Here is a 12,834-nt window from a genome sequence, read left to right as displayed (position 1 = left end):
TGACCCCTCCCCGGGCAGGGGTGTCAGCGGGGTACGGGAGAATGGGCGGCATGAGTCTGTTCCGGGACGACGGCATCGTCCTCCGTACCCAGAAGTTGGGCGAGGCCGACCGGATCATCACGTTGTTGACGCGTCAGCACGGGAAGGTCCGGGCGGTGGCCCGGGGGATCCGGAAGACGAAGTCGAAGTTCGGGGCGCGGCTGGAGCCGTTCTCGCACGTGGACGTGCAGTTCTTCAGCCGCGGGGCGGACTTGATCGGCCGTGGGCTGCCGCTCTGCACGCAGGTGGAGACCATCGCCCCGTACGGTGGACGGATCGTCACCGACTACTCCCGCTACACCGCCGGCACCGCGATGCTGGAGACCGCCGAGCGCTTCGCGGAGAACGAGGGCCAGCCCGCCGTGCAGCAGTACCTGCTGCTGGTCGGCGGCCTGCGGACGCTCGCGTCCGGGGAGCACGAACCCCACCTCGTGCTGGACGCGTTCCTGCTCCGCTCCCTCGCCGTCAACGGCTACGGCGCCAGCTTCACCGACTGCGCCAAGTGCGGACTCCCCGGCCCCAACAGGTTCTTCTCGCTCCAGGCGGGCGGCGTGCTCTGCGGTGACTGCCGCGTGCCCGGAAGTGCCGTACCCTCCCCTGAGACACTGGTACTGCTCGGCGCACTGCTGTCAGGGGACTGGCAGACGGCGGACAACAGCGAGCCGCGGTACTGGCGGGAGGGCAGCGGTCTGGTCGCCGCCTACCTCCAGTGGCACCTGGAGCGGGGAATCCGCTCGATGAGATACGTGGAGAAGTGAGCATGGCAGCGCGACGGCTCTTCGGCAGCAAGCAGCGGGAGTACCTCCCGCCGACCCCGCACCCGAGCGGCGCCGTGCCGCCGAAGATCCCGGGCGAGCTGGTGCCGGGCCACGTCGCGATCGTGATGGACGGGAACGGCCGCTGGGCCAAGGAGCGTGGGCTGCCGCGGACCGAGGGGCACAAGGTCGGCGAGTCGGTGGTGCTGGACGTGCTCAAGGGCGCGATCGAGCTCGGCGTGAAGAACGTCTCGCTGTACGCCTTCTCCACCGAGAACTGGAAGCGGTCCCCCGACGAGGTGAAGTTCCTGATGAACTTCAACCGGGACGTGATCCGCCGCCGCCGGGACGAGATGAGCGAGATGGGCGTCCGGATCCGCTGGGCCGGCCGGATGCCGAAGCTGTGGAAGAGCGTGGTCCAGGAGCTCCAGGTCGCCGAGGAGATGACCAAGGGGAACGACGCCGTCACCCTCTACATGTGCGTCAACTACGGCGGCCGGGCCGAGGTGGCCGACGCCGCCGCCGCGATCGGCCGGGACGTCGCGGCCGGGAAGCTCGACCCCTCGAAGATCAACGAGAAGACCCTCGCCAAGTACATGTACCACCCGGACATGCCGGACGTGGACCTCTTCCTGCGCCCCAGCGGCGAGCAGCGCACCTCCAACTTCCTGCTCTGGCAGAGCGCCTACGCCGAGCTGGTGTTCCAGGACGTGCTCTGGCCGGACTTCGACCGCCGCGACCTGTGGCGCGCCTGCGAGCAGTACGCGATGCGCGACCGCCGCTTCGGCGGCGCGCTGCCCAACGAGGTCACCGCCGAGGTCCCGCCGCAGCGCTGAGGCGGTACGACGAGAGGGCCCGTACGGAGGTGAATCCGTACGGGCCCTCTGCCGTGCGTCCGACGGTCCGTCAGGCGGTGGCCTTGGCGGCGCAGCTCGCGCAGGTGCCGAAGATCTCCAGGGTGTGCGCGATGTCGCTGTAGCCGTGCTCGGCCGCGATCGAGTTGGCCCAGCGCTCGACGGCGGGGCCCTCCACCTCGACGGTGGAGCCGCAGGAGCGGCAGACCAGGTGGTGGTGGTGTCCGCTGCTGCAGCGGCGGTAGACCGCCTCGCCGTCGGCGGTGCGCAGTACGTCCACCTCGCCGGCGTCGGCCAGCGACTGGAGGGTGCGGTAGACGGTGGTGAGCCCGACCGAGTCGCCCCGGTGCTTGAGGAGGTCGTGCAGCTCCTGGGCGCTGCGGAAGTCCTCGACCTCGTCCAGGGCCGCCCAGACGGCGGCCCGCTGCCGGGTCGATCGGGCACGCGACGGGCCTGCGGTGGTCACCGTGGGTCCTCCAGGGAGAGTGGGCGTCTGGCACCTCATTGTGCCAGCCCCCGACTGGTGACCGAATCCTCCCTGCGGTACTCCTCGGAGTCGTGGGCCTGCTGGGGCCGCTGGGAGCCGGAGGGTCCGGCCTGGCCGGGCAGCCTGACCTCGCAGACCTCGGGACCGGTGTCCGGGGCGGCCCGGTGGCGGCGCCGGGCCAGTGGTGCGGCCAGTGCGCTGAAGACCGCGAAGACCACGATGGCCAGCAGCACGATGGCCGGGCCGGAGGGCAGGTCGGCCTCGTAGGAGCCGGCCACGCCGGCCACCGCGACGGCCACCCCGACGCCGATCGAGGCGGCCTGGGTCATCGCGAAGGAGCGGGTCAACTGCTGGGCGGCGACCACCGGGACGACCATCAGCGCCGAGACCAGCAGCAGGCCGACCACCCGCATGGCCACCGTGACGGTGACGGCGGCCATCACCGCGAGCAGCAGGTTGAGCGCCCGCACCGGCAGGCCGGTGACCCGGGCGAACTCCTCGTCCTGGCAGATCGCGAAGAGCTGGCGGCGCAGGCCGAGGGTGACCGCGATCACGGCGGTGGCCAGCCCGGTGATGGTGAGCAGGTCGGTGGGGGAGACGGTGAGGATGGAGCCCCAGAGGTAGCTCTCCAGGCTGCCGTTCCCGGACTGCGAGCTCATGCTGACCAGCAGCTTGCCGCAGGCCATGCCGCCGTAGAAGAGCATCGCCAGCGCGATGTCGCCGCGCTGGTTGCCGCGCGAGCGGACCACCTCCATCACCACGGCGCCGAGCACGCAGACCAGCACGGCCATCCACACCGGGCTGGTCTGGAAGAAGAAGCCGAGGCCGACGCCGGTGAGCGCGACGTGGCCCATGCCGTCGCCCATCAGCGCCTGCCGCCGCTGCACCAGGTAGATGCCGACGGCGGGGGCGGTGACGCCGACCAGGACGGCGGCGATCAGCGCGCGCTGCATGAAGTCGTAGCTGAGCATCTCGGTCATCGCTGCAGTCCTGGGGTCGGGCGGGCGGTGCGCGGGTGGTCGGCGCTCATGCGAGCAGTCCGGGGGTCGTCAGGTGTTCGTCCCCGTGCGGGTGGACGTGGTCGTGGCCGGGGAGGGCGTGCTGGCCGGTGTTGGGGATCGGCGGGCCGTCGTAGGCGACGCAGCCGTCGCGCAGGACCACGGTGCGGTCGATCAGCGGCTCCAGCGGGCCGAGTTCGTGCAGCACCAGCAGGACGGCGGCGCCGCGCTCGACCTCGGTGCGCAGGGTGTCGGCGAGCACCTGCTGGCTCTCCAGGTCCACCCCGGCCATCGGCTCGTCCATGATGAGGAGTTCGGGCGTGCCGACCAGCGCGCGGGCGATCAGCACCCGCTGGTGCTGGCCGCCGGAGAGCCCGGCCACGCCGTCCCCGGCCCGGTCCAGCATCCCGACGGCGGCCAGCGCGCGGTCGACCGCTTCGCGGTCCCTGCGGCGGAACGGCAGCAGCCCGTGCTTGGGCAGCCGCCCGGTGGAGACCACCTCGCGGACGGTGGCGGGCACCCCGCTGGCGGCGGTGGTGCGCTGCGGCACGTAGCCGATCCGGTGCCAGTCGCGGAACTTGGCGAAGGGGGTGCCGAACAGCTCCAGGCCGCCGCGCTCCAGCGGGACGGCACCGATCACCGACTTGACGGTGGTGGACTTGCCGGAGCCGTTGGCCCCGAGCAGCGCGACCACCTCGCCGGGCCGGACCTTGAGGTCGACCCCGCGCAGCACGGGGCGGCCGCCGAGGGAGGCGACGGCGTCGCAGAGGCAGACGACCGCGGGCGCGGCACCCCGCTGGGGGTGCCGCGCCTGGTGGGTGTCCGTCCCCTCGGCCGCCGGGGCCTCGGGAATGACTGAACTCATGGTGATCGGGTGTCCCGTCAGCTCTGGATGCCGAAGGCGGCCTGGAGGTTGTGCAGGTTCTGCTTCATGACGGAGAAGTAGTTCTCCTTGGAGGTGTCCTTGACGCCCTCCAGCGGGTCGAGCACGGCGGTCTTCAGGCCGAGGTCCTTGGCGACCGTCTCGGCCAGCTTGGGGCTGACCAGGGTCTCGAAGAAGATGGTGGAGACGCCGTGCTCCTTGGCCTCCTGCTGGATCTCGGCGAGCTTGGCCGGGGTCGGCTCGGACTCCGGGTCCACACCGTTGATGGCCAGCTGGTTGATCCCGTAGGCGTCGGCGAGGTAGCCGAAGGCGGCGTGGCTGGTGACGAAGGACTTCCCCTTGGCGTCCTTCAGGCCGTCCTTGAACTCCTTGTCCAGGGCGGCGAGTTCGGCCACCACACGGTCGGTGTTCTTCTGGTAGTCGGCCGCGTTGGCCGGGTCGGCCTTGGCCAGCTCGGCACCGACGCTCTTGGCGACGGCGGCGTAGCGGTTCGGGTCCAGCCAGATGTGCGGGTCGCCGGCCGCACCGGAGTGGTCGTGCCCGTCGTCCTCGGCGTGGCCCTCGGGGAGGTGGTGGTCGACCAGCGGGGAGGCGGCGGTGGCGTCGATCACGTGCTTGGAGTCGCTCTGCGCCACGGCCTTGTCGACGGTGGGCTGGAGGCCCTTGAGGTAGAGGACGGCGTCGGCGCCCTTGACCTTGGCGACCTGCTTGGCCGTCAGCTCCAGGTCGTGCGGCTCGACGCCGGCGGCGGTGAGGTCGGTCACCTTCACGTGCTGCCCGCCGATCTGCTCGGCGAGGTACTCCATGGGGTAGAACGACGCGATCACGTCGAGCTTCCCCTTGCCGTCCTCGGCGCTGCTGGCCCCGCCGCAGGCGGAGAGCAGGAGGGCGCCGGCGACGGCGGTGGCGGACAGGGCTATCGAGGTGCTGCGGCGACGCGACTTCATGACAACCATTCTCAACTTAAGTGGAAATGATTGTCAACTCACTCAGTTGTCCGACCGTCCGACGGTGTGTTCGACACACGGTGTGCGCGCGAATACCGATTTGAACCGCGCACGGGGCCGCCCGGTAACCTCTGGAGGTATTCGGGTACGTGCAACCAGCCGTGCCCTGACCGTGCCGTCACTCGCGTGACGTCGTACTGAAGAGAGCACTGTGGCCGCCGACAAGATCGACACGATTGTCAGCCTGAGCAAGCGCCGAGGCTTCGTCTACCCCTGCAGCGAGATCTACGGCGGCACCCGTGCCGCCTGGGACTACGGGCCGCTGGGCGTGGAGCTCAAGGAGAACATCAAGCGCCAGTGGTGGCGTTCGATGGTCACCGCTCGCGAGGACGTCGTCGGTCTCGACTCGTCGGTGATCCTGGCCCGCGAGGTCTGGGAGGCCTCGGGCCACGTCGCCACCTTCAACGACCCGCTGACCGAGTGCCTCTCCTGCCACAAGCGGTTCCGCGCGGACCACCTGGAGGAGGCGTACGAGGCCAAGCACAACAAGCTCCCGGCCAACGGCCTGGCCGACATCAACTGTCCGAACTGCGGCAACAAGGGCGCCTTCACCGAGCCCAAGGAGTTCTCGGGCATGCTGAAGACGCACCTCGGTGTCACCGAGGACGCGTCCGGCCTGGCCTACCTGCGCCCGGAGACCGCCCAGGGCATCTTCACCAACTTCAGCCAGGTGCAGACGACTTCGCGCAAGAAGCCGCCGTTCGGCATCGCCCAGGTCGGCAAGAGCTTCCGCAACGAGATCACCCCGGGCAACTTCATCTTCCGGACCCGCGAGTTCGAGCAGATGGAGATGGAGTTCTTCGTCAAGCCGGGCGAGGACGAGACCTGGCACGAGTACTGGCTGGAGCAGCGCTGGAACTGGTACGTGGACCTCGGTCTGCGCACCGAGAACATGCGCTACTTCGAGCACCCGAAGGAGAAGCTCTCCCACTACGCCAAGCGCACGGTGGACATCGAGTACCGCTTCAACTTCGGCGGCAACGAGTTCTCCGAGCTGGAGGGCGTGGCCAACCGCACGGACTACGACCTCACCGTGCACAGCGAGGCCTCCGGCAAGGACCTGCGCTACTTCGACCAGGAGTCGAACGAGCGCTACTACCCGTACGTCATCGAGCCGGCCGCCGGTCTCAACCGCGCCATGCTGGCCTTCCTGATCGACGCCTACTTCGAGGACGAGGCCCCGAACGCCAAGGGCGTCATGGAGAAGCGCGTCGGCATGCGGCTCGACCCGCGGCTGGCCCCGGTCAAGGTCGCGGTGCTCCCGCTCTCGCGCAACGCCGACCTCTCGCCGAAGGCCCGCGGCCTGGCCGCCGACCTGCGCACCGCGTGGAACGTCGAGTTCGACGACGCCGGCGCGATCGGCAAGCGCTACCGCCGCCAGGACGAGATCGGCACGCCGTTCTGCGTCACCGTCGACTTCGACACCCTCGAGGACAACGCGGTGACCATCCGCGAGCGTGACACCATGGCGCAGGAGCGCGTCTCGCTCGACCAGGTGAAGTCCTACCTGGGCGCCCGCCTGATCGGCTGCTGACGCACCGTCGGCCCGCGGACGGCCCCGCCACCCGTGAGGGTGGCGGGGCCGTCCGTCGTTCCGGGGTCGTCCGCCGGTCCGGGGGCTCAGCGCAGCGGGAGCCCGAGGGAGCGGAAGGCGGCCAGCGCGGCGCGGCGCCGGGGCTCGTCGAGGGCGGCTACCGCCGCGAGCAGGGCCCGGTAGCGCGGCGGGGAGGCGGTGAGTGCGGCGGCGTACTCGGCCAGGTCGGCGGGGGAGCGCAGCCGGGCCGCCTGGGTGGAGAGCCCGGCGGCCAGTGGTTCGTCCAACTCCAGGGCGGTGGCGGCCAGTTCGCCGGGGCGGCGGCCGGTGGCCTGGTGCAGCAGGCGCTGGGCGTCCTCGGCCCGGCCGGCCGTGCGCAGGGCGGTGGCCAGGGCGGCCAGCTCGGCGGGGGCCGCGGAGGCGCGCTCCCAGAGCAGGGTGAGTCCGTCCCCGGCCAGCCCGTGGCGCTCCAAGGCGGCCAGCAGGGACGGCAGTTGGGGGCTGGGGTGACCCCAGAGTGCGTGGAAGAGGCCGGCCGCCTCCTCGGCCAGCCCGGCCCGGCGCAGCCCGGCCAGGGTGGCGGCGGCCTGCTCGGGGCTGCCGTGCACGGTGGCCCGGGCCAGGTAGCCCGCCGCGCCGGCCGGGCCCTGGGCGTGCAGCAGCACGGCCAGCCGGGTGACGTCCTCCGAGGCCAGCAGGACGGCGGCCTGGGCGGTCAGGGCGGCGGACTCCTGGGTCGCACCGCCCTGGTGCAGGGCGGTGATCCGCCCCGCCAGGGCGACCAGTTCCGGGCCGCTGCGCTGCGGCGGGGCCACCGGCGGGGCGGCGGCCGGTGGGGGTTCGTGCTCGACGGGCGCGCCCGCGAACCGGGCGCCGCGGGGCGCGGCGGTGGCGGGTGCCGGGGGCGGCGGGGCCTCGTCCTCCAGGTGGGCCCCGCCGAACCGTGCTCCGGTCGGCCGCCGTCGTGCCGCCTGCGCTCCGCTCACTCTTCGGTCCCCTCGGCTCGTCCGTGAACCGTCATCCTCCCTTCCCTACAAGGCAGTTGTGTTACGTCGGTGAGTCGGGAGGGTTTTCAGTCGGTGAGCCGGCCGGCCGTGAAGTCGGTGTAGGCCTGCATGTCGAAGTGCCCGTGGCCGGAGAGGCCGAACAGGATGGTGCGGGCCTCGCCGGACTCCCGGCAGGCCAGCGCCTCGTCGACGGCGGCCTTCACCGCGTGGGTGGACTCCGGGGCCGGGACGATGCCCTCGGCCCGGGCGAACCGGACGCCCGCCTCGAAGCACTCGGTCTGCCGCACCGCCCGGGCCTCCATCAGGCCGAGCTCGTGCAGGTGGCTGATCAGCGGTGACATGCCGTGGTAGCGCAGGCCGCCGGCGTGGATGGCCGGGGGAGTGAAGGAGTGGCCGAGGGTGTGCATCCGGGCCAGCGGGGTGAGGCCGGCGGTGTCGCCGAAGTCGTAGTCGTAGCGCCCGGCGGTGAGCGAGGGGCAGGAGGCGGGCTCGACCGCGACGGCGCGCACGGCCGGGCCGCCGGCCAGCTGCCGGCCGAGGAAGGGGATGGCCAGACCGCCGAAGTTGGAGCCGCCGCCGACCGCGCCGATCACCACGTCCGGTGCGTCCTCGGCGAGTTCGAACTGGAGCAGGGCCTCCTGGCCGATCACGGTCTGGTGCAGCAGTACGTGGTGCAGCACCGAGCCGAGCGCGTACTTGGCGGTGCCGCCGCTGGTCGCGGCCGCCTCCACCGCCTCGGAGATGGCCAGCCCCAGACTGCCGGTGGCCTCCGGGTCCGCCTCCAGTGCGGCCCGCCCGGCGCCGGTCAGCGGGCTCGGGCTGGCGTGCACGGTGGCGCCGAAGGTCTCCATCAGGGCCCGCCGGTACGGCTTCTGGTCGTGGCTCACCCGCACCATCCAGACCTCGCAGTCGAGGCCGAAGTACGAGCAGGCCAGCGCCAGGCTGCTGCCCCACTGCCCGGCGCCGGTCTCGGTGACCAGGCGGCGCACGCCCGCGCGGTGGTTGTAGTACGCCTGCGGCACCGCCGTATTGATCTTGTGGCTGCCGGTCGGGCTGACGCCCTCGTACTTGAAGTAGATCCGGGCCGGGGTGTCCAACTCCCGCTCCAGGCGCCGGGCCCGGACCAGCGGGCTGGGGCGCCACTGCCGGTAGACGTCCAGCACCGCGCCGGGGATGTCCACCTCGCGGGCGCCGGTGCCCAGCTCCTGGGCGATCACCTCGGGCGGGAAGAGCGGCTCCAGGTCGGCCGCGGTGACCGGCTCCTTGGTGCCCGGGTGCAGCAACGGCGGCACGGGGGACGGGAGATCGGCGGAGATGTCGTACCAGGTGGTCGGGGTCTGCTCCTCGGGGAGCAGGTACTTCACGGTGCTGGACGGTGCGGTGGTCATGGGCGGCCCGGTTCCGTTCGGTGGACGGCGACCGGTAGTTGGTTCCACCGCGGCGGGGTGCTCACACTCGAACGGACGACCGCTGCGGCCGGGCCGGGGACGGCGGCCCGGCCGCAGCTGCGGTGCCTCAGGCGCCGAGCAGCAGGGCGGCGTCGACCACGCGGTGGGAGAAGCCCGTCTCGTTGTCGTACCAGCCGAAGATCTTCACCTGGCGGCCGTCCTCGCTGACGGTGGTCAGGCCGGCGTCGAAGACGACGGAGGCCGGGTCGCCGACGATGTCGCTGGAGACCAGCGGCGCCTCGCTGTAGCGGAGCACACCGGCCAGCGAGCCCTCGGTCGCGGCCTTGGCGAAGGCGGCGTTGATCTCCTCGACCGTGGTCGGGCGCTCCACCCGGGCGGTCAGGTCGGTGATCGAGCCGACCGGGATCGGGACGCGCAGCGAGGTGCCGCCCAGCTTGCCCTGGAGCTCCGGCAGGACCAGGCCGATGGCCTTGGCCGCACCGGTGGAGGTCGGGACGATGTTGGTGGCGGCGGCGCGGGCGCGGCGGGCGTCCTTGTGCGGGCCGTCCTGGAGGTTCTGGTCCTGGGTGTAGGCGTGCACGGTGGTCATCAGGCCGTGCTCGATGCCCAGCGCCTCGTTCAGCACCTTGGCCAGCGGGGCCAGGCAGTTGGTGGTGCAGGAGGCGTTGGAGACGATGTGGTGGACCTCGGGGTCGTACTTGTCGTCATTCACGCCGATCGCCAGGGTGAGGTCCTCGCCGTTCGCCGGGGCGGAGATGATCACCTTGCGGGCGCCGGCCTCGATGTGGGCGCGGGCCTTGGCGGCGTCGGTGAAGACACCGGTGGACTCGATCACCACGTCCACGCCCAGCTCGCCCCAGGGCAGCTTGCCCGGGTCCCGCTCGGCGAAGACCTTGATGGTCTGGCCGCCGACGACGATGGTGTCGCCCTCGGCCCGGACGTCCTCGGCCAGCTTGCCGAGGGAGCTGTCGTAGGTGAGCAGGTGGGCCAGGGTCTTCGCGTCGGTGAGGTCGTTGACGGCCACCACCTCGAGGTCGGCGCCACGCTCCAGCGCCGCCCGGACGAAGCCGCGGCCGATCCGACCGAAACCGTTGACCGCTACCTTGACTGCCATCTCGACTCCTCGTATTCCCGTGCTACGTACGTCAGTTGACGGAGCGATGCCAGGCGTCGTCGGCTGGTAACCACTCTGTGGGGTTATTTCTGAGGGTGGTACGAGAGTAACCCAAGGCCCTCGCAATAACCAGTCATACCGGTTATGACGGCCGGTTGCGCACTATGCTGGCGAAATGGAGTTCGTCTTTGTCAGTGGTGACCCGGCCCTCGACCTGGTCGGCACCGTGCAGCGCCGCCGCGGCCTCGCGCTCGACCAGCTGGTCACCCCCGCCGACCTGGGCGCATGGGCCGTCGAGGCCGGGCTGGTCGACCAGCCGATGGCCGCCGACGCCGAGGACCTCGCGCACGCCGTCCGGCTCCGCGAGACGATCTTCCGGCTGGCGAGCGCGGCGGCCGCCTCCGCACCGTACGCCGCCGCCGACCGCCGGCTGCTCAACCGTCAGGCAGACGGACCGGGACTCCGTCAGGAACTGCGCCCCGACGGCACCCTGCACCGCACCGGCACCGCCGAGGCCCTGCTCGCCACCCTGGCCCGCTCCGCCCAGCGCCTGCTCGCCCTGCCGCTCGCCGCCCCGGTCAAGGAGTGCGCCGCCGAGACCTGCACCCGCCTCTACGTCGACCTCTCCCGCAAGGGAGCGCGGCGCTGGTGCGACATGACCCGCTGCGGCAACCGCGCCAAGGCCGCCTCCTTCCGCGAGCGGCACCCGGCCTGAGGAGCCGTCAGGTAGGTTCTCCCGCATGATCACGGGGGAACTCATCGGCAGCGGGCGGACGGCGGACGTGTTCGCCCTGGACGAGGGGCGGGTGCTGCGGCGCTACCGCGAGGGCGAGGACGCGAGCGGCGAGGCCGCCCTGATGACCCACCTGGCCGGGCACGGCTACCCCGTGCCGCGGGTCTGGCCGGGGCCCTCGGCCTCCGAGCTGGTGCTCCAGCGGCTGGCCGGGCCGACCATGCTCCAGGCCCTCGGCGCGGGCACGGTCGGCGCCGAGGAGGCGGGCGCGGTCCTCGCCGACCTGCTGCGGCGCCTGCACGCCGTCCCGCCCCGGACCGGTGCCGGCCGCGTCCTCCACCTCGACCTGCACCCCGACAACGTCTTCCTCACCCCCGACGGCCCGGTGGTGATCGACTGGGACACCGCGGACGAGGGCCCGCCCGGCCTGGACACCGCGATGTCCGCCCTGATCCTGGCCCAGGCCGCCCTCACCATGCCCGCCGTGGCCCCGGTCGCGCGGGCCGTGCTGACCGCACTGGTCCGGGGGCTGGGCGGCACCGACGGCATGCTGCTCGACGCCGCGAAGGCCCGCCGGGCGGCCAACCCGACCCTCTCCGAGGACGAGATCGCCGCCCTGGACGGAGCCGTCGCGCTGATCCGGTCCTGTTAGGCGGCGGCCAGGCGGGCGCGGGCCTCCATCAGGGCGAAGCCGAGGAGGTTGAGGCCGGGCCAGTCGGCCGGGCGGGAGGCGCGGTCGTCGTCGGCGGGGAGGCCGATGCCCCAGATCCGGTCCAGCGGGCTGGCCTCGACCAGGACGCGGCCGGCGGTGCCGAGCAGGTAGGTGCGCAGCGCCTCGTCCTGGTCGAACTTGGCGACGTTCCCCTCGACCACCAGCTCGAAGCGCCCGGCGTCCCAGCGGTCGCCGTCGAAGCCGCGGACCATCCGGCCGAGCTTCTTCGCCTCCGCCGCCGACCCGGCCGCCAGCACCCGGGCGAGCATCTCCTCGTCCCCGAACATCCGGGCCTTGCCCGCCATCATCCAGTGCTCCGCCGACCCGTACCGGACCCCGTCCACCTCGAACGCCCCCGGCCACCACTGGCTCAGCGCCCCGGCCCCGATCCGCCCGTCCCGCTCCGGCCGGTGCCCCCAGAAGAACAGGTACTTCGGCCGCGTCCCGGCCGCCACCAACGCGGCCAGCTGCTCGCGGTCACGGGTGTCGATGGGCAGCTGAGGAGTCGTCATGGCCCGATCCTCGCACCGCCCGCCCGGGGCCGACCAGCGGTTTTGCCGAGGTCAGGCCGGACTCACCACGGGAAGTCCGCGGTCGGCCGCGGCGGTCGCCAGGCGCTTGTCGTAGGTGACGAAGGCGGTGAGCGCGTGCTCCAGGTGCTCGGCGCTGGCCAGGTGGATCGCGTCCAGGCTCCGCAGGTGCTGCCCGGGGAGCAGACGGGCCGCGCGGAGGACGGGATCGGAGAGCCGGACCCGGAGCAGGCGGTCGAGCGCGTCCTCCGCCGCGTCGAAGAGATACGGGGGAGCCTCCACCCGCCGGAGCGCCCTCGGCACCTCGACCTGGGCCAGGGCACTGGTGGCGTGGCCCTCGGCGCCCCGGGCGGAGAGGAAGGTCCGCAGCGCGGGGGACTCGGCCTCCGGCACGATCAGCTTGAGCAGCGCGCACGAGTCGAGGTAGATCACCTCTCCTCTTCCTCCTCCCGCATGGCGGCCAGTGCGGCGCTGGGGGAGGCAAGGCCTTCCGGCGCCGCCGGGGGCTCCCAGTGGGCCAGGCCGGTGGCGGTGGCCGCGTTCTCCGGATCGATGGTCCCGTCACGGACCAGGTCCTCCAGGACCCGCTGCTCCGGGTCGGGCGGGGAGAGCACCGCGATCAGCCGCCCGTTCCGGGTGATCTCGATCCGCTCTCCGGCCGCGACCCGGTCCATCAGTTCACTGGCGTGCTGCTGGAGTTGACGGATCGGAACTCTGGCTGTCATACGACTCACGGTAGGACGCTCCGTGCGTCGTTCGCGAGGTTCGTGCG

The 12,834-nt window shown here is 72.1% G+C and carries 15 protein-coding genes; 5 read left to right on the top strand and 10 right to left on the bottom strand.

Going from position 1 to position 12,834, the window contains the following annotated elements; all coding sequences use genetic code 11:
* The first annotated feature begins 50 nt into the window (after positions 1-50).
* Both recO and ACIA8O_RS08225 read left to right on the top strand, forming a co-directional pair.
* Positions 51-797 (top strand): DNA repair protein RecO, encoded by a 747-nt coding sequence (gene recO / locus ACIA8O_RS08230; protein WP_396292761.1) that lies wholly within the window; start codon positions 51-53, stop codon positions 795-797.
* Between the two features lie 2 nt (positions 798-799).
* The gene (locus ACIA8O_RS08225) at positions 800-1,630 is read left to right on the top strand and encodes an isoprenyl transferase (protein WP_396292759.1); all 831 of its coding nucleotides are present in this window, start codon (positions 800-802) and stop codon (positions 1,628-1,630) included.
* A 70-nt stretch (positions 1,631-1,700) separates the two neighbouring features.
* On the opposite strand, the gene ACIA8O_RS08220 is transcribed toward ACIA8O_RS08225, so the two are convergent.
* Genes ACIA8O_RS08220 through ACIA8O_RS08205 form a run of 4 tightly spaced genes read right to left on the bottom strand, consistent with a single transcriptional unit; the run spans position 1,701 to position 4,963 of the window.
* Entirely contained in the window at positions 1,701-2,114 is a 414-nt protein-coding gene (locus ACIA8O_RS08220; RefSeq protein WP_345287663.1) for a Fur family transcriptional regulator, read from the bottom strand.
* A 35-nt stretch (positions 2,115-2,149) separates the two neighbouring features.
* On the bottom strand, positions 2,150-3,115 hold the full coding sequence (locus ACIA8O_RS08215) for a metal ABC transporter permease (protein WP_396292757.1): 966 nt from the start codon (positions 3,113-3,115) through the stop codon (positions 2,150-2,152).
* Between the two features lie 46 nt (positions 3,116-3,161).
* Complete coding sequence (locus tag ACIA8O_RS08210) at positions 3,162-3,998, bottom strand: metal ABC transporter ATP-binding protein (RefSeq protein WP_396292755.1); 837 nt, start codon at positions 3,996-3,998, stop codon at positions 3,162-3,164.
* Positions 3,999-4,015: 17 nt separating this feature from the next.
* Complete coding sequence (locus ACIA8O_RS08205; protein ID WP_396292753.1) at positions 4,016-4,963, bottom strand: metal ABC transporter substrate-binding protein; 948 nt, start codon at positions 4,961-4,963, stop codon at positions 4,016-4,018.
* Positions 4,964-5,174: 211 nt separating this feature from the next.
* On the opposite strand from ACIA8O_RS08205, the gene ACIA8O_RS08200 reads away from it, so the two are divergent.
* On the top strand, positions 5,175-6,557 hold the full coding sequence (locus tag ACIA8O_RS08200) for a glycine--tRNA ligase (protein ID WP_396292751.1): 1,383 nt from the start codon (positions 5,175-5,177) through the stop codon (positions 6,555-6,557).
* Positions 6,558-6,643: 86 nt separating this feature from the next.
* On the opposite strand, the gene ACIA8O_RS08195 is transcribed toward ACIA8O_RS08200, so the two are convergent.
* The 3 genes from ACIA8O_RS08195 to gap all read right to left on the bottom strand — a co-directional run bounded on the left by ACIA8O_RS08195 (position 6,644) and on the right by gap (position 10,087).
* Positions 6,644-7,543 (bottom strand): hypothetical protein, encoded by a 900-nt coding sequence (locus ACIA8O_RS08195; protein WP_396292750.1) that lies wholly within the window; start codon positions 7,541-7,543, stop codon positions 6,644-6,646.
* 86 nt (positions 7,544-7,629) lie between these two features.
* The gene (locus ACIA8O_RS08190) at positions 7,630-8,952 is read right to left on the bottom strand and encodes a TrpB-like pyridoxal phosphate-dependent enzyme (RefSeq protein WP_396292749.1); all 1,323 of its coding nucleotides are present in this window, start codon (positions 8,950-8,952) and stop codon (positions 7,630-7,632) included.
* A gap of 127 nt (positions 8,953-9,079) precedes the next feature.
* On the bottom strand, positions 9,080-10,087 hold the full coding sequence (gene gap, locus ACIA8O_RS08185) for a type I glyceraldehyde-3-phosphate dehydrogenase (RefSeq protein WP_396292748.1): 1,008 nt from the start codon (positions 10,085-10,087) through the stop codon (positions 9,080-9,082).
* A gap of 175 nt (positions 10,088-10,262) precedes the next feature.
* Between gap and ACIA8O_RS08180 the strand changes: the two genes are divergently transcribed.
* Entirely contained in the window at positions 10,263-10,802 is a 540-nt protein-coding gene (locus tag ACIA8O_RS08180; protein ID WP_396292747.1) for a CGNR zinc finger domain-containing protein, read from the top strand.
* A gap of 25 nt (positions 10,803-10,827) precedes the next feature.
* Entirely contained in the window at positions 10,828-11,472 is a 645-nt protein-coding gene (locus ACIA8O_RS08175; protein WP_396292746.1) for a phosphotransferase, read from the top strand.
* Here ACIA8O_RS08175 and ACIA8O_RS08170 read toward each other — a convergent pair.
* From ACIA8O_RS08170 to ACIA8O_RS08160, 3 genes are read right to left on the bottom strand one after another with little or no spacing between them, the layout of a single operon-like run.
* A complete protein-coding gene (locus ACIA8O_RS08170) occupies positions 11,469-12,044 on the bottom strand; it encodes an NADAR family protein (protein ID WP_396292745.1) in 576 nt (191 codons plus the stop codon). The two genes, ACIA8O_RS08175 and ACIA8O_RS08170, sit on opposite strands and share 4 nt — an antisense overlap.
* A 51-nt stretch (positions 12,045-12,095) precedes the next feature.
* A complete protein-coding gene (locus ACIA8O_RS08165; protein WP_396292744.1) occupies positions 12,096-12,494 on the bottom strand; it encodes a type II toxin-antitoxin system VapC family toxin in 399 nt (132 codons plus the stop codon).
* The gene (locus ACIA8O_RS08160; RefSeq protein ID WP_396292743.1) at positions 12,491-12,787 is read right to left on the bottom strand and encodes a type II toxin-antitoxin system Phd/YefM family antitoxin; all 297 of its coding nucleotides are present in this window, start codon (positions 12,785-12,787) and stop codon (positions 12,491-12,493) included. The genes ACIA8O_RS08165 and ACIA8O_RS08160 overlap by 4 nt, the downstream gene beginning before the upstream one ends.
* Positions 12,788-12,834 lie beyond the last annotated feature (47 nt).

Origin of the sequence: Kitasatospora sp. NPDC051853, from assembly GCF_044452665.1 — a bacterium.
In the GTDB taxonomy this organism is placed as follows: Bacteria; Actinomycetota; Actinomycetes; order Streptomycetales; family Streptomycetaceae; genus Kitasatospora.
Note: the sequence above shows the minus strand (reverse complement) of the source record. Positions and strands in the feature narration are given on the sequence as shown.